Here is a 24,546-nt window from a genome sequence, read left to right as displayed (position 1 = left end):
CCGGATTCCCGCCGTGAGTGCACACGCGATGACGGTCTAACCGAGCGACGCGAGCGCGCGCACCAACTGGTCGACTTCTGCCGTCGTCGAGTAGTGCGCCAGGCCGACCGTCACCGCGCCGCCGACGTCGTTGACGCCCAACACGTCGAGCGCGCGGGACCTTTCGTTGGTGACGGCCAGAATTCCGTTGTCCGCCAACCGCTGAACGACTCGCTCGGCGGGCACGCCGTTCAAGGCGAAACTGACCACCGGGATCCGCACCTCCGGGCGGCCGATCACCATCACCAACGGCAGTGACCGCAACGACACCATCAGATAGTCGTAGATCCGGTTCAGGTACGACGTGGCGGATTGCATCGATACCGCCAGGCGTTCGCGCCGGCCGCCGCGGGCGGATTCGTCGAGCGACGCCAGGTACTCGATGCTGGCCACCACCCCGGCCAGCAGACCGAACTGGTGCGCACCGATCTCCAGGCGGGCCGGCCCAACGGCCTTGGGATCCGGCGAGATGGAACTGAACGAGTTGAGCAACGCGGGATCGCGGAACACGATCGCGCCGATCGGCGGACCGCCCCACGCCGCGGCGTTCACCGCCACCACGTCGGCGTCGGTTTCCTTGACGTCGAGCAGCCGATAGGGCGCGGCGGCGGAATGGTCGACCACCGCAAGGCCGCCGACGTCGTGCACCAGCTTGGTCATCGCCCGCAGGTCGGTGACCGTGCCCAGCGTCGCGGAGGCCGAGGCCACGGCGACCAGCCGGGTCGACTTTCCGATCAACCCCTCCCACTGCCACGTGGGAAGCTCACCCGTCTCGATGTCGATCTCGGCCCACTTGACCTTGGCGCCGTACCGGTGTGCCGCGCGCAGCCACGGGGCGATGTTGGCCTCGTCGTCCAAGCGGCTGACGATGACCTCGTAGCCCAGGCCGGCCCGCGACGACGACGCCTCGGCCAGCGCCGACAACAAAATCGCCCGATCGGCCCCCAGCACGACACCCGCGGGGTCGACGTTGAACAGATCGGCCACCGCCGCCCGCGCCGCCTCCAGAACGGCGGCACTGCGCTGCGCGGACGGGTGTGCGCCCGCCGTCGTGGGACCGGACCTGCGGAAAGCCGTCGACACCGTGGTCGCGACGGAATCTGGAATCAGCATCCCGCTCGGGGCGTCGAAGTGCACCCAGCCGTCACCCAGCGACGGATGGAGTCCGCGCACCCGGGCGACGTCATATGCCATGTGGGCCACCTTAGGGCTTCCGCTTTTTGCGAAACTGTGACGGTAGCGGGTCCCACAGACGTTCCGGCCAGTTGGTGGCCTCCCGAGCCAGGGCACCCGGCCAGCCATACTAGTCGAGTGGGGCTCTGGTTCGGAACGCTCATTGCATTGTTCTTGCTGATAGCGCCCGGGGCGATCATCGCACGCATCAGTCAGTTGTCGTGGTCGGTCGCTGTCGCGGTCGGCCCGGCGCTGACCTTCGGCATGGTCGCGCTCGCCATTATTCCGTTTGGCGCCATCGGAATTCCGTGGAACGGCTGGACCGCGCTGGCGACGCTGGTCGTGGTGTGCCTGCTGATGATCGTGCTGCAGCTGCTGCTGGCCCGGTTCCGCGACCGCGAAGCGGAAGCTCGCGGGGTCAGCCGCTGGCCGGCCATCACGGTGGGGGTGGGCGTACTGCTGGGCGCCCTGCTCATCATGTGGGCCGCCTACCGCGGACTGGCCGCCCATTGGCAGACCATCCCGAGCACCTGGGACGCGGTCTGGCACGCCAACGAGGTGCGTTTCATCCTGGACACCGGCCAGGCGTCGTCGACGCACATGGGCGAGCTGCGCAACGTCGAGACCCATAAGACGCTGTATTACCCGTCGGTGTTCCACGCCCTGATCGCCGTGTTCTGCCAGCTGACCGGGGCCGCACCCACCACCGGCTACACACTGACGTCGGTCGCGGCATCGGTTTGGCTGTTCCCCACCAGCGCGGCGATGCTGACCTGGCATCTGGTGCGGCGGCACACCACCGAGTGGCGCAGCGCCGGAGCGGCGGCCACCGCGGCGGCGCTGTCGGCATCGTTCACCGCCGTCCCCTATGTCGAGTTCGGTGTGGCCGCGATGCCCAACCTCGCCGCCTATGGGGTCGCGGTTCCGGCTTTCGTCCTGATCACCACCACGCTGCGGCACCGCGACCGCATCCCGGCGGCCATCCTGGCGTGGGTGGGCGTCATGTCCGTGCACATCACCGGCGGGGTGATCGTGCTGTTGTTCCTTGCGGCCTGGTGGCTGATGGATGCGGTGTGGCGTCCGGTGCGCGGCAGGCTGGCAGACCTCGTCGCGCTGGCCTGCGTCGCGGTGGTCTCCGGACTCATCCTGTTGCCGCAGTTCATCAGCGTCCAGGGGCAGGAAGACATCATCGCCGGACACTCCTTTCTGACCTACCTCAGCAAGAAACGCGGACTCTTCGACGCCGTCTTCCAGCACTCCCGCCACCTCAACGACTTCCCGTACCAGTACGGGCTCATGGCGCTCGCGATCCTCGGCGGGCTGCTTTTCGCCTACAAGAGGATCTGGTGGCCGCTGGCGGCGTGGCTGCTACTCGTGGTGGTCGATGTCGACGCGGGAACGCCCCTCGGCGGTCCGGTCGGTGCGGTGGCCGGGATGATCGGCGAGTTCTTCTACAAGGACCCGCGCCGGATCTCGGCGGCCATCACCCTGCTGCTGGAGCCGATGGCCGGCGTCGCGCTGTTCGCGCTCGTCGTGGGCGCCGTGGGCCTCGCGAAACGGCTGGCCGGGCGGGTTCGACCGGCCCTGGCAGGCGACTGGCGCCTCGGGCCGGTTCCGGTGTGGACCGCCACCACAGCGGTGCTGCTGGTGGTTATCACCGTGCTCACCGGGCGCCACTACCTGTATCGGCACATCGTGTTGTTCGGCGACAAGTACGACTCGGTGATGATCGACCAGCGCGACCTGATGGCGATGGCCTATCTGTCCAAGCTGCCCGGCGCCCACGAAACGTTGATCGGCAACGCCAACACCGACGGCACCGCCTGGATGTACGCCGTCGCCGATCTGCATCCGCTGTGGACCCACTACGACTACCCACAGCAGATGGGCCCGGGTCCCAACCGGTACATCTTCTGGACCTCGGCCCGCAAAGGCGAATCCGATCCGCGGGTGCTCGAAGCGATCAAAGCGCTCAATATCCGGTACATCTACACCAGCACGCCGACTGTCCGGGGGTTCGCCGTACCCGAAGGACTAGTGTCACTGGATAAGTCGAAGTCGTGGGCGTTGATCTACGACAATGGCGGTGCCCGAATTTATGAATGGCGACCAAACGGCACGACGCCACACCCATAGTCCACAAAGGATGGTGAAGGATTGAGTACCCGCAACGATGACGACGACGTCGAAATCATCGGTGGCGTCGACCCGCGAGTGATGGCGCTCACCGAGGACGACGCCGACGAGCGCTCCCTGACCGACCTGGTCGAGCAGCCCGCGAAGGTGATGCGCATCGGAACGATGATCAAGCAACTGCTCGAGGAGGTGCGGGCCGCACCGCTGGATGAGGCCAGCCGTAACCGGCTGCGCGAGATCCACGCGACCAGCATCCGGGAACTGGAGGAGGGCTTGGCGCCGGAACTGCGCGAGGAGCTCGATCGCCTGACCCTGCCCTTCAACGAGGACGCCGCGCCGTCCGACGCCGAATTGCGCATCGCCCAAGCGCAGTTGGTCGGCTGGCTGGAAGGGCTGTTCCACGGCATCCAGACCGCGCTTTTCGCGCAGCAGATGGCCGCCCGCGCGCAGCTGGAAAAGATGCGCCAGGGCGCCCTCCCTTCCGGCATCGGCAAGCCGGGCGCGCCCGGGCACGGCCAGTACCTGTAAGCGACCTCGAGTAGGTGACGGTGTCGGGTCCTCACATCGAGACGCACAACGCGTGGGTGGAGTTTCCCATCTTCGACGCCAAGTCGCGCTCGTTGAAGAAGGCCTTCTTGGGCAAAGCCGGCGGCACGATCGGACGCAATAGCTCCAACGTGGTGGTGGTCGAAGCGTTGCGTGACATCACCATGTCCCTCGAGTTGGGTGACCGGGTCGGACTGGTGGGCCACAACGGGGCGGGCAAATCGACTCTGCTGCGCCTACTTTCGGGCATCTACGAGCCCACCCGGGGTTGGGCGACGGTCACCGGCCGGGTCGCACCGGTCTTCGACCTCGGCGTCGGCATGGACCCCGAGATCTCCGGCTACGAGAACATCATCATTCGCGGTCTGTTCCTGGGGCAGACGCGAAAGCAGATGCTGGCCAAGGTCGACGAGATCGCCGAGTTCACCGAGCTCGGCGACTACCTGTCCATGCCGCTGCGCACCTATTCCACCGGCATGCGTGTCCGGCTGGCGATGGGCGTGGTCACCAGCATCGACCCCGAAATCCTGCTGCTCGACGAGGGCATCGGCGCGGTGGACGCCGAGTTCTTGAAGAAGGCGCAGTCGCGGTTGCAGAGCCTGGTGGAGCGCTCCGGAATCCTGGTATTCGCCAGTCATTCCAACGAATTCCTGGCGCGGTTGTGCAAGACGGCGATGTGGATCGACCATGGCGTCATCCGGATGTCCGGGGGCATCGAGGACGTGGTGCGCGCGTACGAAGGGGAAGACGCGGCCCGCCACGTCCGCGAGGTGCTCGAAGAGACCCGGCAGGCGAATCGACTCGAGACACCCCTGGCCCAAAGAGCATCCGGGGATGAGTGAGACCGTCTTCGCCGTCGTCGTCACCCACCGGCGCCCCGACGAACTGGCCAAGTCGCTCGATGTGCTGAGCACGCAGACCCGGCTGCCCGATCACCTCATCGTGGTGGACAACGACGGCCCGGGCTCCGGCCGCGTTCGCGACCTGGTGGCCGGCCAACCGATCCCGACCACCTACCTGGCATCGCGCCGAAACCTCGGCGGCGCAGGGGGTTTCGCGCTGGGCATCCTGCACGCGCTGGCCCAGGGCGCCGATTGGGTGTGGCTGGCCGACGACGACGGCCGCCCACAGGACTCCGGCGTCCTGGCGACCCTGCTGGCCTGTGCCGAAAAGTACGGCCTCGCCGAAGTATCTCCGATGGTCTGCGACTCCGACGACCCGGAACGGCTGGCCTTCCCGCTGCGGCGTGGCCTGGTATGGCGCAGGCGCGCAAGCGAATTGCGCACCGAAGCGGGGCAGGACCTGCTTCCCGGGATCGCCTCGCTGTTCAACGGCGCGCTGTTTCGGGCCACCACCTTGGACGCGGTCGGCGTCCCGGACCTGCGGCTGTTCATTCGCGGCGACGAGGTGGAGATGCATCGCCGGCTGGTGCGGTCCGGACTGCCGTTCGGGACCTGCCTGGACACGATCTACTTGCACCCCTGCGGATCCGACGAGTTTCGCCCGATTCTGGGTGGCCGCATGCACACCCAGTATCCCGACAACCACACCAAGCGGTTCTACACCTACCGCAATCGGGGCTACCTGTTGTCGCAGCCCGGCCTGCGCAAGCTGCTGGTGCAGGAGTGGGTGCGGTTCGGTTGGTTCTTCCTGGTGAGCCGTCGCGATCCGCGCGGTCTGCTGGAATGGATCCGGTTGCGGCGCTTGGGGCGTCGCGAGCAGTTCGGCAAGCCAGCAGAGGAGCGGCGCACATGACGTTCGTCGACGCGGCGGCACAGTCGCGCACCCTTACCCGCGCCCGGGGCGACCTCGTCGCAGGCTTTCGCCGGCACGAGCTGTGGCTGCACCTGGGTTGGCAGGACATCAAGCAGCGCTATCGTCGCTCGGTGCTGGGACCGTTCTGGATCACCATCGCGACCGGAACCACGGCCGTCGCGATGGGAGGCTTGTACTCCAAGCTTTTTCATCTCGAGCTGTCGCTGCATCTGCCGTATGTGACGCTGGGCCTGATCATCTGGAACCTGATCAACGCCGCAATCCTGGAGGGCGCCGACGTCTTCGTCGCCAACGAGGGACTGATCAAGCAACTGCCCACGCCACTCAGCGTGCACGTCTACCGGCTGGTGTGGCGGCAGATGATTCTGTTCGCGCACAACATCGTCATCTACGTCGTGATCGCGATGATCTTCCCCAAACCATGGTCGTGGGCCGATCTTTCGGTGATCCCGGCGCTGGCGCTGATCGTGCTCAACTGCATCTGGGTGTCACTGTGTTTCGGCATCCTGGCGACCCGCTACCGCGACATCGGACCGTTGCTCTTCTCGGTGGTGCAGTTGCTGTTCTTCATGACGCCGATCATCTGGAACGACGACACCCTGCGACAGCAAGGCGCCGGTCGCTGGTCGAAGATCGTCGAACTCAACCCGCTGCTGCACTATCTCGACATCGTGCGCGCCCCCCTGCTGGGCTCGCATCAGGAACTGCGGCACTGGGCCGTGGTGCTGATCTTGACGGCCGTCGGCTGGCTGCTGGCTGCCTTCGCCATGCGCCAGTACCGCGCCCGGGTGCCGTACTGGGTGTAGGACCGTTCCCCCCGGGATCGTCCACGCGGCCATGCTTGCCGGGCGTTCGTTTTGGGTGGACAGTCGTGCACAGACGAACGACGGAGGGCGCCGATGGAAATCGTGCCGTTGGGCCCGGGCTTTGGCGCGGAATTGCGCGGCGTCACCATCCACGACGTTGCGGCCGACGACGCCGCATACGCGACGGTGCGCGCGGCGTTTGAGGAGCACTCCGTTCTGGTCCTGCGCGACCAGGACGTCACCGATGAGGCGCAGCTCGCGTTCTCGCGCCGCTTCGGGCCGCTCGAGGTCACCAAGCCGAACACGCAGGGCCACGGCACCAACCTGGTGATCCTCACGACACTCGACGACCAGGGCAACGTGGTGGCCGAAGATGACCCGATCGCGCTGGAGAACAAGGCCAACCAGCTCTGGCACACCGACAGTTCGTTCAAGCCGGTGCCGGCGCTCGCCTCGGTGCTGTCGTCGCGCATCGTGCCGGCGCAGGGCGGCGAGACCGAGTACGTCTCCACCCGGCTCGCGTTCGGGCGCCTCGATCCGGCATTGCAGCGGCGACTCGAAGATTCCTTCGCCTGGCACGAATACGCCTTTTCGCGCGGCAAGATCGCGCCCGATCTCGTCGGCCCGGCCGAACGGGCCGCGCTGCCGCCGCAATGTTGGCGCCTGGTGTGGCAGAACCCGGTCAACGGCCGCAAGGCGCTGTACATGGCCTCGCACGCCTACGCGATCGAGGGCATGGAGCGCACAGCCGCGCAAGAGCTGCTCGGCGAGCTGACCCGGGCGGCGACCGCCCCCGGCACGAGCTATCTGCACTCGTGGCGCGAGGGCGACGTGGTGATGTGGGACAACCGCGCGGTCATGCATCGCGGCCGGCCCTGGCCGGCGCGACAGCCGCGCCACATGGTGCGGAGCACGATCGCCGCGACGGCCGCCGACGGGCTCGAGGCGATGCGGGCGCCGACACGCCGGGCGGCGCAGTGACGGCGCCGGTGTGGGGAGCCGCGCGGCCGGTGCTGGCGGGCCGCTCGTCGCGGTGTCACACTGGAACGCCACCTGAGCAACCGGGCGAAAGGTCCACCGACGTGAGCAAAAAGGTCCCATCGGCAGCGGACGCCGCGCGGAGCAACCTCGAAGCGGAGCTGGACCGGCTACGGCAACGGCGCGACCGCCTCGAGGCCGAGGTCAAGAACGACCGCGGCATGGTTGGCGATCACGGCGACGCGGCCGAGGCGATCCAGCGCGCCGAGGAACTGGTGGTGCTCAACGACCGCATCGGCGACCTGGACCGGCGCCTGCGGACCGGGCCGTCGGAGTCCGACGCGTCGGAGACGCTGCCCGGCGGCACCGAGGTGACCCTGCGGTTCGCCGACGGCGAGGTCGTCACGATGCAGGTCATCTCGATCGTCGAGGAAACCCCCGTCGGCCGCGAGGCCGAGACGCTGACCGCGCGCAGCCCGCTGGCCCAGGCCCTGGCCGGGCGCAAAGCCGGCGACACGGTGACCTACTCGACGCCTCAGGGCGAGAACCAGGTCGAGCTGATCTCGGTCAAGCTGCCCCGCTGACGCTTGCGGGAAGTGCCCGCCGGCCCCGTTAGACTCCCCTCGATGGTTGCCCCGCTGCCCGGTTCCGCGTCCGAAGAGGTGCGCGCGGACTTGAGCCTGACGACGCAGGTCATTCGGTTCGTCGTCACCGGCGGCCTGGCGGGAATCGTGGACTTCGGGCTCTACCTGCTGCTGTGGAAGGTGCTGGGCGTACAGGTCGACCTGTCCAAGGCCACCAGCTTCATCGTCGGCACCATCACGGCCTATCTGATCAACCGCCGCTGGACCTTCCAGGCGACCCCCAGCACCGCCCGGTTCGTCGCGGTCATGGTTCTCTACGCCATCACGTTCGCCGTCCAGGTCGGGCTCAACCATCTGTGTCTGGCGCTTCTGCACTACCGCGGGTGGGCGCCCCTCGTCGCGTTCGTGATCGCGCAGGGCACCGCGACGGTGATCAACTTCGTCGTGCAGCGGGCCGTAATCTTCCGCATCCACTGAGCCGCCTTCGCCAAGCCCAGATTGCCCGCCTCCTCAGCGGGACGCCCGCGTCCCGCATCGTCGTCGGAGCAGGCGGTACCCTCTTTGACGATGTCGAGCACCGATCCCCTGACCAAGCCCGCCCGGCTGACGGGCTTCGGGCGCACCGCGCCGTCGGTGGCCCAGGTGCTCTCCACCCGCGATCCGGAGGTGATCGCCAAGGCGGTAGCCCGGGTGGCCGACTCCGGCGACCCCAAGAGCCGCGGCGTGATCGCCCGCGGGCTGGGCCGCTCCTACGGAGACAACGCGCAGAACGGCGGCGGCCTGGTGATCGACATGACCGGGCTCAATCGCATCCACTCGATCAGCGCCGACACCCGACTGGTCGACGTCGACGCCGGCGTCAGCCTGGACCAGTTGATGAAGGCGGCGCTGCCGTTCGGGCTCTGGGTTCCGGTGCTGCCGGGTACGCGCCAGGTCACCGTCGGCGGCGCGATCGCCTGCGACATCCACGGCAAGAACCACCACAGCGCGGGCAGCTTCGGTAACCACGTCCGGTCGATGGATCTCCTCATGGCCGACGGCACCGTGCGCACCATCGCCCCGGACGGCGAGGATGCCGAGCTGTTCTGGGCCACCGTCGGCGGCAACGGCCTGACCGGGATCGTGCTGCGCGCCACCATCGCCATGACGCCGACGGAGACGGCCTACTTCATCGCCGACGGCATCGCCACCCGCGACCTCGACGAAACGGTCGCCGTTCACCTCGACGGCAGCGAGTCCAACTACACGTACTCCAGCGCCTGGTTCGACCTGATCAGCCCGCCGCCGAAGCTGGGCCGTGCCGCGGTCAGCCGCGGCAGCCTGGCCAAGCTCGATCAGCTGCCGAAGAAGCTGGCCAAGAACCCGCTGAAATTCGATGCGCCGCAGCTGTTGACGGTGCCAGACGTGTTCCCGGTCAGCGCGATGAACAAGCTGTCGTTCATGGCGATCGGCGAGGTGTACTACCGGCTGGGCGGAACCTACAGCGGCAAGATCCAGAATCTGTCGCAGTTCTACCACATGCTCGACCTGGTCAGCGGCTGGAATAACGCCTATGGCCCAAGGGGTTTCGCCCAACACCAGTTCCTGGTCCCGCCGGACGCGATGGACGAATTCAAGGCCATCATCCGCTGGATCCAGACCAGCGGCCACTACTCGGCCCTGAACGTGTTCAAGCTTTTCGGCCCGGGCAACCGCGCGCCGCTGAGTTTCCCGATGGCCGGCTGGAACGTCGCCATGGACTTCCCCAACAAGCCGGGGATCAACGAGTTCCTCAACGAACTCGACCGGCGCGCACTGGAATTCGGTGGACGGGTGTACACCGCCAAGGATTCCCGCGTGAGCGCCGAAACCTTCCACGCCATGTATCCACGCATCGACGAATGGATCGCGGTGCGCCGCAAGGCCGACCCCTTGCGGGTATTCGCCTCCGACATGGCCCGACGTTTGGAGCTGCTCTAAATGGTGCTCGATGCCGTGGGGAATCCACAGACCATCCTGCTGCTCGGCGGGACCTCCGAGATCGGCCTGGCAATCTGCGAGCGCTACCTGCAGAATGCGCACGCACGGATTGTGTTGGCAGCCATGCCCAGCGACCCCGGCCGCGACGCCGCGGTGGCGCAGATGCAGGCCGCCGGCGCGCGTTCGGTCGAGCTGATCGATTTCGAAGCCACCGATCCCGACACCCACCCCAAGATGATCGATGCGGCCTTCGCCGGCGGAGATATAGACGTGGCCATAGTCGCGTTCGGCATCCTCGGGGATGCCGAAGAGCTCTGGCAGAACCAGCACAAGGCGGTGCTGGCCGCTGAAATCAATTACACCGCAGCGGTTTCAGTGGGCGTGCTGCTGGGCGAGAAGATGCGGGCGCAGGGCTTCGGCCAGATCATCGCGATGAGCTCCGCCGCCGGCGAGCGGGTGCGGCGGTCCAACTTCGTGTACGGCTCCACCAAGGCGGGATTGGACGGCTTCTACCTGGGCCTCGCAGAAGCATTGCGCGAGTACGGTGTTCGCGTGCTGGTGATCCGGCCAGGCCAGGTGCGCACCCGGATGAGCGCGCACGTCAAGGAAGCCCCGCTGACCGTCGACAAAGAATATGTCGCCAACCTCGCGGTGACCGCGGCCGCCAAAGGTAAGGAATTGGTTTGGGCACCAGCAGCATTCCGTTATGTGATGATGGTGTTGCGACACGTCCCGCGTCCCATCTTCCGCAAGCTTCCCATCTGATAATGCGTAACGCGCTGGCCACCCTCGGCCAGATGGCTTTGGCGGTGCTGGTCGCGGTGGCCGTCGCGGTGGTATCGCTGAGCGCCATCGCCCGGGTCCAGTGGCCGGCCTTTCCGTCGTCCAACCAACTGCACGCGCTGACCACCGTCGGGCAGGTCGGCTGCGTGGCCGGCCTGGTCGCCGTCGGCTTTGGCTGGCGGCGCTGCGTCCGTCCCCGCGGCCGGCTGCTGGCCCAGCTGGCCGGGCTGGTGTTCGTCTGCGCATTCACCGTCGTGACCCTCGGCATGCCGCTGGGCGCGACCAAGCTGTATCTGTTCGGCATCTCCGTCGACCAGCAATTCCGCACCGAATACGTGACGCGCCTGGCCGACAGCCCCGCCCTGCGCGACATGACCTATCTCGGCCTGCCCCCGTATTACCCCCCGGGCTGGTTTTGGATCGGCGGGCGCGCCGCGGCGCTCGGCGGGACGCCGGCATGGGAGATCTTCAAGCCGTGGGCCATCACCTCGATCACCATTGCCGTCGCGGTCGCGCTGGTGCTGTGGTGGCGGATGGTCCGCTTCGAATCCGCGCTGATCGTCACCGCCGCCACCGCGGCGGTGACGTTGGCCTACGGCTCGCCCGAACCCTATTCGGCGATGATCACCGTGCTCTTGCCGCCGATGCTGGTGCTGACGTGGTCGGGACTGCGCGCCGGTGAGCGTGGGACTGGCCGCGAACCCGACGCCGAGCGTGAAACTAACTGCACAGTCGAGTCCGAGCGTGAAACTAACTTCACACTCGCGGCAGGGCAGCGAGCGGATCCGGACGCGCCCCCGCGGGCGGGCTGGGGCGCCGTCGTCGCCGCCGGGCTGTTCCTCGGCTGGACGGCCACCTGGTACACGCTGTTGTTCGGGTTCAGTGCCTTCACGATCGGGTTGATGGCCCTGTGGCTGGCCGGCGTCCGCTGGCGGCGGAACCGGAAGACCGGGGGCCTCAAGGCCGCGCTCGATCCACTGTTGAGGCTGGCGGTGATCGCCGGCATCGCCGTGGTGATCGCGTGCACGACGTGGCTCCCATTCGTGGTGCGGGCGGTGCACAGCCCGGTCAGCAACTCCGGCAGCGCCATGCACTACCTGCCGGCCGACGGCGCGGAGTTGACGTTCCCGATGCTGCAGTTCACGCTGCTGGGCGTCGTCTGCCTGATCGGCACCCTGTGGCTGGTGCTGCGGGCCCGTTACTCCGTGCGGGCCGGCGCCCTGGCCATCGGCGTCCTGGCCCTGTACCTGTGGTCGCTGCTGTCGATGCTCACCACGCTGGCGCGCACCACCTTGTTGTCGTTCCGGCTACAGCCGACCCTGAGCGTGTTGCTGGTCGCCGCCGGGGCGTTCGGCTTCGTCGAACTCGCGCAGGCCCTGGCCGCCGCCGGCCGCGACCGCGGTTGGGGTCGCGCCATAGCTCCGGTGGCCGGCGCCGTCGGCCTGGCCGCCGCGATCGCGTTCAGCCAGGACATCCCCGACGTGCTGCGGCCGGACCTCACCATCGCCTACACCGACACCGACGGTCACGGGCAGCGCGGGGACCGGCGGCCACCCAGCGCCGAGAAGTTCTACGCGACAATCGATCACGCCATCACGCAGGTGACCGGCAGACCCCGCGATCAGACCGTCGTGCTGACCGCCGACTACAGCTTCCTGTCCTTCTATCCCTACTGGGGATTTCAGGGGCTCACCTCGCACTACGCCAACCCGCTCGCGCAGTTCGACCTGCGCGCCGCGCAGATCAACAAGTGGTCCAACCTCAAGACCGCCGACGAGTTGATCCATGCCCTGGACACCTGCCCCTGGCCGCCGCCGACGGTCTTCCTGATGCGGCGCGGAGCGGGAGGCAACTACACCCTGCGCCTGGCCGAGGACGTGTACCCCAACCAGCCCAACGTGCGGCGCTACACCGTCGATCTGCGCGGAGCCCTGTTCGACAACCCGCGCTTCGTCGTTCAAAGCGTCGGCCCATTTGTGCTGGCCATCCGCAAACCGGGGATGTGACTGCCGATGAGCACCGACACTGCGCCGCAAAAGGCCGAAGAACTAGCATCTAGCTCCGTGAACGACAGGGAAGCGAATCACCGGATCGCCCGGCTGGTCGCTTCGGTCGCCGGGCTGCTGGGTGTGCTGCTGGCGATCGCCACCCCGCTGCTTCCGGTCGACCAGACCACCGCGCAACTGAACTGGCCGCAGAACGGCACCTTCGGCAGCGTCGACGCACCGCTGATCGGCTACGTCGCCACGGATTTGACCGTCACCGTCCCGTGCCAGGCCGCCGCCGGGCTGACCTCCGGCAAGACGGTGTTGCTGTCGACGGTGCCCAAGCAGGCACCCAAGGCCGTCGACCGGGGACTGCTGATCGTGCGCGCCAACAACGACCTGGTGCTCGTGGTGCGCAACGTCCCGGTGGTGACCGCGCCACTGAGCCAGGTGCTCAGCCCGGCCTGCCAGCGGTTGACTTTCACCGCACACGCCGACCGGGTCACCGCCGAGTTCGTCGGGCTGACCCAGGGGCCTAACGCCGAGCATCCCGGCTCGCCGCTGCGCGGCGAGAAGAGCGGCTACGACTTCCGGCCCCAGATCGTCGGCGTCTTCACCGATCTGAGCGGGCCGGCGCCGTCGGGCCTGAATTTCTCGGCGACCATCGACACCCGCTACAGCAGCAGCCCCACGCCGCTGAAGATGGCCGCGATGATCCTCGGGCTGGTGCTCACGGCCGCCGCCCTGGTCGCCCTGCACGTCCTCGACACCGCCGACGGGACCCGGCACCGCCGCTTCCTGCCCGCCCGCTGGTGGTCGATCGGCGGGCTGGACGCCCTGGTCATCGCCGTGCTGGTGTGGTGGCATTTCGTCGGCGCCAACACCTCCGACGACGGCTACATCCTGACCATGGCCCGGGTATCCGAGCACGCCGGCTACATGGCCAACTACTACCGGTGGCTCGGCACGCCCGAGGCGCCGTTCGGCTGGTACTACGACCTGCTGGCGCTGTGGGCACACGTGAGCACCACCAGCGTCTGGATGCGGCTGCCCACCCTCGCGATGGCGCTGACGTGCTGGTGGGTCATCAGCCGTGAAGTCATGCCCCGGCTGGGCCACGCGGTCAAACAGAACCGGGCCGCGGCCTGGACCGCGGCGGGCATGTTCCTGGCCGTCTGGCTGCCGCTGGACAACGGCTTGCGCCCGGAGCCGATCATCGCGCTGGGCATCCTGCTGACCTGGTGCTCGGTGGAACGCGCGGTGGCGACCAGCCGGCTGCTGCCGGTGGCGATCGCCTGCATCATCGGCGCGCTGACTCTGTTCTCCGGGCCGACGGGCATCGCCTCGATCGGCGCGCTGCTGGTCGCGATCGGGCCGCTGCGGACCATCCTGCACCGCCGCTCCAAGCGGTTCGGCGCGCTGCCGCTGATCGCGCCCCTGCTGGCGGCGGTCACCGTCACCGTCATCCTGATCTTCCGCGACCAGACGCTGACCGGTGAGATCCAGGCGACCATGCTCAAGCGCGCCGTCGGGCCCAGCCTCAGCTGGTTCGACGAACACATCCGCTACGAGCGGCTGTTCATGGCCAGTCCCGACGGGTCGGTCGCCCGCCGATTCGCCGTGCTGGCGCTGGTTCTCGCCCTCGGGATCACGGTCGCGATGTCGTTGCGCAAGGGCCGGATCCCGGGGACGGCCACCGGGCCCAGCCGGCGAATCGTCGGGATCACCATCATCTCCTTCGTGGCGATGATGTTCACGCCCACCAAATGGACCCACCACTTCGGGGTGTTCGCCGGACTGGCCGGGCCGCTGGGCGCGCTGGCGGCGGTCGCGGTGACGTCGGTGGCGATGCGCTCGCGGCGCAACCGCACCGTGTTTGCCGCGGTGGTGCTGTTCTTGGTGGCGTTGTCGTTCGCGAGCGTCAACGGCTGGTGGTACGTATCGAATTTCGGTGTGCCGTGGTCGAATGAGTTCCCGGCCTGGAATTACGCCTTCGCCACCGCGTTGCTCGCGTTGACCGTCGTGGTGCTGCTGTTGGCGGCGTGGTTCCACTTCGTCGACCCGGACAACGGTCCGCCCAAGACCCGCCTGGGCGCCCGGGCCGCCGGAATCGTCCAGTCGCCCTTGGCAATTGCGACCTGGGTGCTGGTGGTGTTCGAGGTCGCATCGTTGACCCTGGCGATGACCGACCAGTATCCGGCATGGTCGGTCGGCCGCTCCAACCTGCAGGCCCTGACCGGCAAGTCCTGCGGGCTGGCCGAGGACGTGCTGGTGGAACAGGACCCGAACGCCGGGATGCTGACGCCGGTCAACGCGTCGGCGGCGGACGCCCTCGGCGCCGGCATGTCGGAAGCCTTCACGCCCAACGGGATTCCCGCCGACGTGCGCGCGGACCCGGTGATGGAACGCCCGGGTGACCGCAGCTTCGTCAACGACGAGGAGAAGACCGGCAGCAACCAGGCCGGCACCGAGGGCGGCACCACCCCCGCACCGGGAATCAACGGATCGTCCGCCCAGCTGCCCTTCTACCTCGACCCCGCGCGCACACCGGTGCTGGGCAGCTGGCGTTCCGGCATCCAGGTACCCGCGCACCTGCGGTCCAGCTGGTACCGGCTGCCCGCCCGGGACAAGGCGGGGCCGCTGCTGGTGGTGAGCGCGGCCGGTCGCTTCGACCCCCGCGAGGTTCAGGTGCAGTGGGCCACCGACGACCAGGCGGCCGGCGGACACCCCGGCGGTTCGCTCCAATTCGCGGACGTGGGCGCGTCACCGGCCTGGCGCAACCTGCGGCTGGCGATGTCCGCAATTCCGAGTACCGCCACCCAGATTCGGCTGGTCGCCGACGACGAAGACCTGGCTCCGCAGCACTGGATAGCACTGACCGCGCCGCGGATTCCGCAGCTGCGCACGCTGCAGGACGTGGTGGGCTCGACCGACCCGGTGTTCCTGGACTGGCTCGTCGGGCTGGCCTTCCCCTGCCAGCGACCGTTCGGCCACCAGAACGGCGTGGACGAGACTCCGAAGTGGCGCATCCTGCCGGACCGATTCGGCGCCGAGGCCAACTCACCGGTGATGGACAACAACGGCGGCGGCCCGCTGGGCGTGACCGAGCTGTTGACCAAGGCGACCACCATGGCGACCTATCTCAAGGACGACTGGTCGCGCGATTGGGGCTCGCTGCAACGGCTGACGCCCTACTACCCCGACGCCGAACCCGCCCACCTGTTGCTGGGGACGGCGACGCGCAGCGGCCTATGGGGCCCGGCGCCGCTGAGACACTAAGGCGCACAACGAATCTCGAGGTCCGCGCGACACGCGGGTGGGCCAGTCTTGCATAGGCCCGCTGGCAACCCTTGAGCTGCGCCATCGGTAAGCCTACACTTACGGTTCGTGGTCACTTACCAAACGGGTGACGTCTGGCTGGCCCTGGCGGACGGGACGCGGCGGGCCATCGTGGAGCGGCTTGCCCACGGGCCGTCGGCGGTCGGCGAGTTGGCCCGCGCCCTGCCGGTCAGCAGGCCGGCGGTGTCCCAACATCTCAAGGTGCTCAAGTCCGCCGGGCTGGTGCGCGACCGCGCCGCGGGAACCCGTCGGGTCTATCAGCTCGACCCCACCGGTCTGCAGGCATTGCGCGCCGACCTCGACCGGTTCTGGACGCAGGCGCTGGCCGGCTACGCGCAAACCATCGACGAGATGAACGAAGGAGAAACATGACGCAGCGGACCCCCGACGTCAACCATCACGTCGTCGTCAACGCCCCCCTCGACCGGGCGTTCGCCGTCTTTACCGAACGCTTCGGCGCGTTCAAGCCGCCCGAGCACAATCTGTTGGCGGTCCCGATCGCCGAGACGGTGTTCGAACCCCACGTGGGCGGCCATATCTACGACCGAGGCGTCGACGGCAGCGTGTGCCGATGGGCGCGAATCCTGGTCTACGAGCCGCCCCACCGCGTGACGTTCAGCTGGGACATCGGTCCGACGTGGCAGGTGGAAACCGACCCGACGAAGGCAAGCGAGGTCGAAGTGCGCTTCACGGCCGAGTCCGACGATCGCACCCGGGTCGAATTGCAACACCGCCATCTGGACCGCCACGGGCCGGGCTGGGAATCCGTCGCCGACGGCGTCGACGGCGATGCGGGTTGGCCGTTGTACCTGAGTCGGTACGCGGGACTGTTCAGCGGCGGTGGTCCGCGATGAGCTCCGACCTGATGGCCATGGCGCGCGAGGAGCGGGCCGACCTCGCGGATTTCCTCGCCACCCTGACACCGCAAGACTGGAGTGCGCCCACCCTGTGCACCCGCTGGAGCGTGAAAGACGTTGTCGCGCATGTGATCAGCTACGATGAGCTGGGCGCGCTGGGGCTGCTCAAACGGTTCGCCAAAGGCTGGATCGTGCGGGCAAACCAGGTGGGCGTCGACGAATTCGCGGCCCTGACCCCACCACAGCTGCTGGAATTCCTGCGCAGCCACCTCCAACCGCGGGGCCTGACAGCCGGTTTCGGCGGGATGATCGCGCTCGTCGACGGCACCATTCATCACCAGGACATTCGGCGCGCGCTTGGCCGGCCGCGCGACGTGCCATCCGATCGACTCGCGCGAATACTGCCGTTGGTGCCCGGTAATCCCCGACTCGGCGCGGGACGCCGGATCCGGGGCCTGCGCCTGCGCGCCACCGATGTCGAGTGGACGCACGGCGACGGGCCCGAGGTGACCGGCCCCGGCGAGGCGCTCCTGCTGGCCATGACCGGGCGCCCGGCCGCCCTGGCCGACCTGACCGGGCCCGGGGTTGCCACGCTGGCGGACCGCGTCCGCGGATAGCGTTCGGTGGCTTGAGGTCCGTCGCCGAGGCGCTGCGCGGCCCCGCGTCCTCATCGGACAAAGCCGCGTCGCTTACGATCGAGCCTCGTGCCCCACGACGGTAAAGAGCGATCGCAGCGGATCCCCCGGTCGGTGGCCGCCATCGCGGGGATCGTGGGCCTGCTGCTGTGCCTGTCCGTCCCGCTGCTTCCGGTGAAACAGACCACCGCAACGGTCCTGTGGCCCCAGGGCAGCACGGACGGGCACGTCAGCCAGATCACCGCTCCCCTGGTGTCGGGGGCGCCCCGCGCGCTGGACATCTCCATCCCCTGCCCGGACATCGCCACCCTGCCCGCCGCCGGTGGGCTGGTGGTCTCGACCCTGCCGCCCGGCGGCATAGACGCCGGGAAGAACGGGCTGTTCGTGCGGGCCAACACCGACGTGGTCGTCGTCGCTTTCCGGGACACCGTGGCCACGGTCGCTCAACGCTCGGCGGTCGCCGCCGGGGCCTGCAGCGTGCTGCACGTCTGGGCCGACGCCGGCGCGTCGGGCGCGGATTTCGTCGGCATACCGGGCGCCTCCGGCGTGCTGCCCGCCGAGAAGAAGCCCCAGGTCGGCGGCGTCTTCACCGACATGAAGGTGCCCGCGGGACCGGGCCTGTCGGCCCGCATCGACATCGACACCCGATTCATCACCGCGCCCACCGTCCTCAAGGAAGTGGTGATGATCCTGGGCGCCCTGGCGGTGCTGACGGCCATCGTCGCGCTCGCGGTGCTGGACCGCCGCAGCCGGGGCAGCAGCGCGCTGCTCAACTGGCGCTCCCCCATCGCGTGGCTCTCCAGATACCGCCCCGGCACGCGCCTGGCCAACTGGCGCCGGGTGGGGATCGCGACGTGGATCGCCGACGCCGGGGTGATCGCGACGCTGCTGCTGTGGCACATCATCGGCGCCACCTCGTCGGACGACGGCTACAACCTGGCCATCGCGCGTGTCGCCCCCGGCGCCGGCTACATCGCCAACTACTACCGCTACTTCGGCGCCACGGACGCGCCCTTCGACTGGTACCTCGGGCTGCTGGCCAAGATGGCCTCGGTGAGCACGGCCGGCGTCTGGATGCGGCTGCCCGCCACGGTGGCCGCGATCGGGTGCTGGCTGATCATCAGCCATTGGGTGCTGCGCCGGCTCGGTCCGGGCCGCGGCGGCCTCGCGGCGAATCGCGTCGCGGTCTTCACCGCCGGCGCGGTATTCGTGGCGGCGTGGCTGCCGTTCAACAACGGTCTGCGCCCCGAACCGCTGATCGCCCTCGGCGTGCTGATCACCTGGATGCTGATGGAACGTGCGATCGCGCTGCGGCGGTTGGCGCCCGCGGCGGTGGCCGTCATCGTGGCGTTGCTGAGCGCGACGCTCGCGCCGCAGGGCCTGATCGCCGTCGCCGCGCTGCTGACCGGGGCGCGGGCCGTCGCCCAGACGATCCGGCGCCGCCGGGCGACCGATGGCTTGCTGGCTCCGCTGGCGGTGCTGGCGGCCTCGCTGTCGCTGATCCTGCTGGTGGTGTTCCGCAGCCAGACGCTGGCCACGGTCGGCGAGTCGGCCCGGATCAAGTACAAGGTGGGCCCCACCATCGCCTGGTACCAGGATTGGCTGCGCTACTACTTCCTCACGGTGGAATCCAACCCCGACGGATCGATGGCGCGGCGATTCGCGGTACTGGTGCTGCTGCTGTGCATGTTCGGGATGCTGGTCACCCTGCTGCGCCGGGGCCGGATCCCGGGCGTGGCCAGCGGTCCGGCGTGGCGGTTGATCGGCGCATGCGCGTTGGGCCTGCTGCTGTTGACGTTCACGCCGACGAAGTGGGCGGTCCAGTTCGGCGCGTTCGCCGGGCTGGCCGGGGCGCTGGGTGCGGTGACCGCGTTCGCCCTGGCCCGGATCGGCCTGCACAACCGCCGCAACCTGACGCTGTACGTGACGGCGCTGCTGTTCGTGCTCGCGGTCGCGACCTCGGGCGTCAACGGCTGGTTCTACGTCGGCAACTACGGGGTGCCCTGGTACGACATCCAGCCGGTCATCGCCAGCCACCCGGTCACGTCGATGTTCCTGGCGCTGTCCATCGCGACCGGCCTGCTGGCCGCCTGGCAGCACTTCCGGATGGACTACGCCGGGCACACCGAGGTCAAGGACAACCGGCGCAACCGGGTGCTGGCGTCGACCCCGCTGCTGGTGGTCGCGACCATCATGGTCGTCGGCGAAGTCGCCTCGCTGACCAAGGGCGCGGTGTTGCGCTATCCCCTCTACACCACCGGCAAGGCCAACCTCGCCGCGATCACTTCAGGGCTCGCGAAGACCAGCTGTGCCATGGCCGACGACGTGCTGGCCGAGCCCGACCCCAACGCCGGCATGCTGGCGCCGGCCCCCGGGCAGACGTTCGGTCCCGACGGCCCGCTGGGCGGTGTCAACCCGGTCGGCTTCAAACCCGACGGCGTCGGCGACGACTTGAGGTCGTATCCGGTGGTGACCAAGCCGGGCGTGGTGAATTCCACCGGGTCGCCCAACAAACCCAATGCCACCATGAGCGACTCCGCCGGCACGGCCGGCGGAAGGGGGCCGGTCGGGGTGAACGGGTCACATGCCGCGCTGCCGTTCGGACTGGACCCGGCCCGCACGCCGGTGATGGGCAGCTACGGCGAGAATTCGCTGGCCGCCACCGCGACCTCGGCGTGGTACCAGCTGCCGCCGCGTAGCCCGGACCGGCCGATCGTGGTGGTGACGGCGGCCGGTGCCATCTGGTCGTACAAGGAGGATGGCACCTTCACCTATGGGCAGCAGCTGAAGCTGCAGTGGGGCCACCGCGACTTGGCCCGTCCCGACGCCACCACCCAGCCGCTGGCAGAGGTGTATCCGATCGACATCGGGCCGGAGCCGGCGTGGCGCAACCTGCGGTTTCCGCTGACCTGGGCGCCGCCGGAGGCGAACGTGGCCCGCATCGTCGCGTACGACCCGAACCTGAGCTCGGATCAGTGGTTCGCGGTCACGCCGCCGCGCGTGCCGGTGCTGCAGACCCTGCAGCAGTTGATGGGGTCACAGACGCCCGTGCTGATGGACATCGCGACGGCCGCGAACTTCCCGTGCCAGCGGCCGTTCTCGGAACACCTTGGCGTTGCCGAACTTCCGGCGTACCGCATCCTGCCCGATCACAAGCAGACGGCGGCGTCGTCGAACGGATGGGAGGCCAGCGAGGACGGGGGTCCGTTCCTGATCACCCAGGCGATGCTGCGCACCTCGACGATCGCGACGTACCTGCGTGGCGACTGGCATCGCGACTGGGGATCGCTGGAGCAGTACTTCCGATTGGTGCCGGCTGATCAGGCGCCGGACGCCACGATCGAACAGGGTGTGATGACAGTGCACGGCTGGAGCCGGCAGGGACCGATTCGGGCGCTGCCATGAGCGATCGCAAGGGCGGCGAAGCCGGGCGCGGGGGGCACCTCCCGCTTGCGGGGGACGGGTCGCGAACCGACCAGCAAATGAGTGTCACGAGCGTCGACAAGCGCGAAGACAAGGCGGCCCCCCGTCAAGACGTGCGCGTGACGCGCTGGGTCGCGACCATCGCCGGGCTGATCGGTTTCATCCTGTCGATCGCGACCCCGCTGCTGCCCGTCGTGCAGACCACCGCAACGCTGAACTGGCCGCAGAACGGCCAACTGAACAGCGTTACCGCGCCGCTGATTTCGCTCACCCCGGTCGACGTGCACGTGACCGTGCCGTGCTCGGTGGTGCGGGGCCTGCCACCCGAGGGCGGGGTCGTGCTCAGCACGGCGCCCAAGAAGGGCAAGGACGCCGCGCTCAACGCGTTGTTCGTGGTCGTCAACGGCAAGCGCGTCGACGTCACCGACCGCAACGTGGTGATCGCCAGCGCGGCCCGCGATCAGGTGGAGTCGGCGCAGTGTCAGCGCATCGAGATCACCTCGACCAAGGCGGGCGCCTATGCCACGTTCGTCGGGCTGACCGATCCAGCGGGCAGGCCGCTCGGCGGCGGCTTCCCCGACCCGAACCTGCGGCCGCAGATCGTCGGGGTGTTCACCGACCTCAGCGGGCCGGCCCCGGCGGGTCTGGGTCTCTCGGCGACCATCGACACCCGGTTCTCCACCACCCCAACGACTTTGAAGCTGGCCGCGATGGTGCTGGCCATCGTGTCCACCATCGTCGCCCTGATCGCCTTGTGGCGCCTCGATCAGCTGGACGGTCACCGGATGCGCCGGCTCATTCCGGCGAACTGGCGCACGTTCACCCTGGCCGACGTGACGGTGATCTCCGGCTTCGTGCTCTGGCACGTGATCGGGGCGAACTCGTCGGACGACGGCTACATCCTGGGCATGGCCCGCGTCGCCGACCGCGCCGGCTACATGTCGAACTACTTCCGCTGGTTCGGTAGCCCCGAGGACCCCTTCGGCTGGTACTACAACCTGCTGGCGCTGATGACCCACGTCACCGACGCCAGCCTGTGGATGCGGTTGCCGGACCTGATCGCCGGAATCGTGTGCTGGCTGCTGCTGTCGCGGGAGGTGTTGCCGCGGCTGGGACCCGCGGTGGCCGCGAGCAAGGCGGCGAACTGGGCGGCGGGCATGGTCCTGCTGACGGCCTGGATGCCGTTCGACAACGGCCTGCGCCCCGAGCCGATCATCGCCGTCGGGTCGCTGATCACCTACGTGCTGATCGAGCACTCCATGCGCTACAGCCGGCTGACGCCCGCCGCGCTAGCGGTCATCACCGCGGCATTCACCCTCGGGGTGCAGCCGACCGGGTTGATCGCGGTGGCCGCGCTGGTCGCCGGCGGCCGCCCGATCCTGCGGATTCTGGTGAAACGCCATCGTCTGGTCGGCACCTGGCCGCTGGTGGCGCCGATGCTGGCCGCCGGCACGGTCATCCTGACCGTGGTGTTCGCCGATCAGACGCTGTCAACGGTGTTGGAAGCCACCAGGATTCGCACCTCGATCGGCCCCAGCCAGGCCTGGTACACCGAGAACCTGCGCTACTACTACCTGATCCTGCCCACCGTCGACGGCTCGCTGTCGCGCCGCTTCGGCTTCCTGATCGCCGCGCTGTGCCTCTTCACCGCCGTGTTCATCATGTTGCGGCGCAAGCGAATTCCCGGAGTTGCGCGCGGGCCGGCCTGGCGGCTGATGGGCGTCATCTTCGGCACCATGTTCTTCCTGATGTTCACCCCCACCAAGTGGGTGCACCACTTCGGGCTGTTCGCCGCGGTGGGAGCGGCGATGGCCGCGCTGACGACGGTGCTGGTGTCGCACGAGAGCTTGCGCTGGTCGCGTAACCGCATGGCCTTCCTGGCGGCGCTGTTGTTCGTGCTGGCGCTGTGTTTCGCCACCACGAACGGCTGGTGGTACGTGTCGAGCTTCGGCGTCCCGTTCAACAACGTGATGCCGAGGTTCCACGGAATCAGCGTCAGCGCCGTCTTTTTCGCGCTGTTCGTGATCGTCGCGCTGTACGCGGCGTACCTGCACTTCGCGCCGCGGGACCGCGGCGAAGGACGGCTGGCGCGGGCGCTGACCGCCGCGCCCATCCCCCTCGCGGCCGGCTTCATGGCGCTGGTGTTCATCGCGTCGATGGTGGCGGGCATCGTGCGCCAGTACCCCACCTACTCCAACGCCTGGGACAACCTGCGGGAGTTCAGCGGCGGCTGCGGGCTGGCCGACGACGTGCTCGTCGAGCCGGACAGCAACGCCGGCTTCATGGCGCCTTTCAAAACAGGAGAGCCGGACAATTATGGCCCGCTCGGGCCGTTGGGTGGGGCCAGCCCAACGGGTTTCACGCCCAACGGCGTGCCGGACCGCACCCTGGCCGAGTCGGTCAAAGAGACGGAGGTGGCGCAGCCCGGCACCGACTACGACTGGGATGCGCCGACCAAGCTGAAGACCCCGGGCGTCAACGGCTCCACGGTGCCGCTGCCCTACGGCCTCGATCCCAGCAGGGTGCCGCTGGCCGGCAGCTACACCACCGGCGCGCAGCAGCAGAGCCGGCTCACCTCGGCGTGGTACCAGCTGCCCAAGCTCGATGACGGACACCCGCTGGTGGTGGTGACGGCCGCGGGCACCATCGCCGGCAACAGCATCCTGCACGGCCACACCAGCGGGCAGACGGTGGAACTGGAATTCGGCAGGCCCGGCCCCGGCGGCGCGGTGCAGCCGGCCGGCCGGCTGGTGCCCTATGACCTGTACGGCGAGCAGCCGAAGGTGTGGCGGAACCTGCGCTTCGCGCGCTCGGCGATGCCCGCCGACGCGGTCGCGGTGCGGGTGGTCGCCGAGGATCTTTCGTTGACACCGGACGACTGGATCGCCCTGACCCCGCCGCGGGTGCCGGAGCTGCGCTCGTTGCAGGAGTACGTCGGCTCCAAGCGCCCGGTGCTGATGGACTGGGCCGTCGGGCTGGCGTTCCCGTGCCAGCAGCCGATGCTGCACTCCAATGGCGTCACCGACATCCCGGAGTTCCGCATCACCCCGGACTACAACGCCAAGAAGCAGGACACCGACACCTGGCAGGACGGCGTGAACGGTGGACTGCTGGGCATCACCGACCTGTTGCTGCGGGCCCACGTCATGTCGACGTATCTGTCCCATGACTGGGGCCGTGACTGGGGATCGCTGCGCAAGTTCGACACCATCGCCGATGCACACCCGGCGCAACTCGACCTGGGCTCCGCCACCCGCACCGGATGGTGGTCGCCCGGACCGATCCGCATCAAACCGTAGCGAGCGAACGAAACACCGGCTTTCCAATTGGCTTTGCGGCGTCATTATTCATCAGTTGAATAGTGCGCCCGAATTAACGGCGCAGTAATTACCGATCAGGGGTTTAACCGCGCCATTTTTTGGTCAATACTGATTCCGCTGTGATCCATTTCACACGTCGGAAAAGGTGGCCGAATGCGCACGCTGACACGCCTGGGAACCTGCACCGCCACGGTCACGCTGCTGATC

At 68.4% G+C, this 24,546-nt stretch carries 18 protein-coding genes; 17 read left to right on the top strand and 1 reads right to left on the bottom strand.

The window, feature by feature from the left end:
* Window positions 1-36: 36 nt before the first annotated feature.
* Window positions 37-1,233 (bottom strand): cysteine desulfurase-like protein, encoded by a 1,197-nt coding sequence (locus AC5Y4T_RS22350; protein ID WP_499955459.1) that lies wholly within the window; start codon window positions 1,231-1,233, stop codon window positions 37-39.
* A gap of 117 nt (window positions 1,234-1,350) precedes the next feature.
* Between AC5Y4T_RS22350 and AC5Y4T_RS22345 the strand changes: the two genes are divergently transcribed.
* The 17 genes from AC5Y4T_RS22345 (at window position 1,351) to AC5Y4T_RS22265 (ending at window position 24,318) form a co-directional block, all read left to right on the top strand.
* Entirely contained in the window at window positions 1,351-3,348 is a 1,998-nt protein-coding gene (locus tag AC5Y4T_RS22345) for a DUF6541 family protein (protein ID WP_499955457.1), read from the top strand.
* An 81-nt stretch (window positions 3,349-3,429) separates the two neighbouring features.
* Entirely contained in the window at window positions 3,430-3,876 is a 447-nt protein-coding gene (locus tag AC5Y4T_RS22340; RefSeq protein ID WP_499917656.1) for a bacterial proteasome activator family protein, read from the top strand.
* Window positions 3,877-3,896: 20 nt separating this feature from the next.
* Complete coding sequence (wzt, locus tag AC5Y4T_RS22335) at window positions 3,897-4,736, top strand: galactan export ABC transporter ATP-binding subunit Wzt/RfbE (RefSeq protein ID WP_499955455.1); 840 nt, start codon at window positions 3,897-3,899, stop codon at window positions 4,734-4,736.
* Entirely contained in the window at window positions 4,729-5,649 is a 921-nt protein-coding gene (gene glfT1 / locus AC5Y4T_RS22330) for a galactofuranosyltransferase GlfT1 (RefSeq protein ID WP_499955453.1), read from the top strand. Before wzt ends, glfT1 begins: the two co-directional genes overlap by 8 nt.
* Window positions 5,646-6,476 carry a galactan export ABC transporter permease subunit Wzm/RfbD gene (wzm, locus tag AC5Y4T_RS22325; protein WP_499947288.1) on the top strand — a complete coding sequence of 277 codons (831 nt, stop codon included), beginning with the start codon at window positions 5,646-5,648 and terminating at the stop codon, window positions 6,474-6,476. Before glfT1 ends, wzm begins: the two co-directional genes overlap by 4 nt.
* A 93-nt stretch (window positions 6,477-6,569) precedes the next feature.
* Entirely contained in the window at window positions 6,570-7,457 is an 888-nt protein-coding gene (locus tag AC5Y4T_RS22320) for a TauD/TfdA dioxygenase family protein (RefSeq protein ID WP_499955451.1), read from the top strand.
* Between the two features lie 101 nt (window positions 7,458-7,558).
* A complete protein-coding gene (locus AC5Y4T_RS22315; protein WP_499917247.1) occupies window positions 7,559-8,038 on the top strand; it encodes a GreA/GreB family elongation factor in 480 nt (159 codons plus the stop codon).
* A gap of 111 nt (window positions 8,039-8,149) precedes the next feature.
* Complete coding sequence (locus AC5Y4T_RS22310; protein WP_499917657.1) at window positions 8,150-8,515, top strand: GtrA family protein; 366 nt, start codon at window positions 8,150-8,152, stop codon at window positions 8,513-8,515.
* Window positions 8,516-8,605: 90 nt separating this feature from the next.
* Window positions 8,606-9,997 (top strand): decaprenylphosphoryl-beta-D-ribose oxidase, encoded by a 1,392-nt coding sequence (gene dprE1 / locus AC5Y4T_RS22305; RefSeq protein ID WP_499955449.1) that lies wholly within the window; start codon window positions 8,606-8,608, stop codon window positions 9,995-9,997.
* A complete protein-coding gene (gene dprE2 / locus AC5Y4T_RS22300; protein WP_499955446.1) occupies window positions 9,998-10,762 on the top strand; it encodes a decaprenylphospho-beta-D-erythro-pentofuranosid-2-ulose 2-reductase in 765 nt (254 codons plus the stop codon).
* A 2-nt stretch (window positions 10,763-10,764) separates the two neighbouring features.
* Window positions 10,765-12,786: a galactan 5-O-arabinofuranosyltransferase gene (locus AC5Y4T_RS22295; protein ID WP_499955444.1), complete on the top strand. Its 2,022-nt coding sequence runs from the start codon at window positions 10,765-10,767 to the stop codon at window positions 12,784-12,786.
* Between the two features lie 6 nt (window positions 12,787-12,792).
* The gene (locus tag AC5Y4T_RS22290) at window positions 12,793-16,044 is read left to right on the top strand and encodes an arabinosyltransferase domain-containing protein (RefSeq protein ID WP_499955442.1); all 3,252 of its coding nucleotides are present in this window, start codon (window positions 12,793-12,795) and stop codon (window positions 16,042-16,044) included.
* A 108-nt stretch (window positions 16,045-16,152) separates the two neighbouring features.
* Window positions 16,153-16,476, top strand: coding sequence for an ArsR/SmtB family transcription factor (locus AC5Y4T_RS22285; protein WP_499917252.1), 324 nt, complete (start codon window positions 16,153-16,155; stop codon window positions 16,474-16,476).
* Window positions 16,473-16,958: an SRPBCC family protein gene (locus AC5Y4T_RS22280; RefSeq protein ID WP_499955440.1), complete on the top strand. Its 486-nt coding sequence runs from the start codon at window positions 16,473-16,475 to the stop codon at window positions 16,956-16,958. Before AC5Y4T_RS22285 ends, AC5Y4T_RS22280 begins: the two co-directional genes overlap by 4 nt.
* Window positions 16,955-17,578 carry a maleylpyruvate isomerase family mycothiol-dependent enzyme gene (locus AC5Y4T_RS22275; protein WP_499955438.1) on the top strand — a complete coding sequence of 208 codons (624 nt, stop codon included), beginning with the start codon at window positions 16,955-16,957 and terminating at the stop codon, window positions 17,576-17,578. Before AC5Y4T_RS22280 ends, AC5Y4T_RS22275 begins: the two co-directional genes overlap by 4 nt.
* Before the next feature lie 87 nt (window positions 17,579-17,665).
* Window positions 17,666-21,001 carry an arabinosyltransferase domain-containing protein gene (locus tag AC5Y4T_RS22270; RefSeq protein WP_499955436.1) on the top strand — a complete coding sequence of 1,112 codons (3,336 nt, stop codon included), beginning with the start codon at window positions 17,666-17,668 and terminating at the stop codon, window positions 20,999-21,001.
* A gap of 77 nt (window positions 21,002-21,078) precedes the next feature.
* The gene (locus AC5Y4T_RS22265) at window positions 21,079-24,318 is read left to right on the top strand and encodes an arabinosyltransferase domain-containing protein (RefSeq protein ID WP_499955434.1); all 3,240 of its coding nucleotides are present in this window, start codon (window positions 21,079-21,081) and stop codon (window positions 24,316-24,318) included.
* The last annotated feature ends 228 nt before the right edge of the window (window positions 24,319-24,546 follow it).

The organism is Mycobacterium sp. NGS11, from assembly GCF_059813315.1.
The sequence above is the reverse complement of the archived record's forward strand: the minus strand, read 5'-3'. Positions and strand labels throughout refer to the sequence as shown.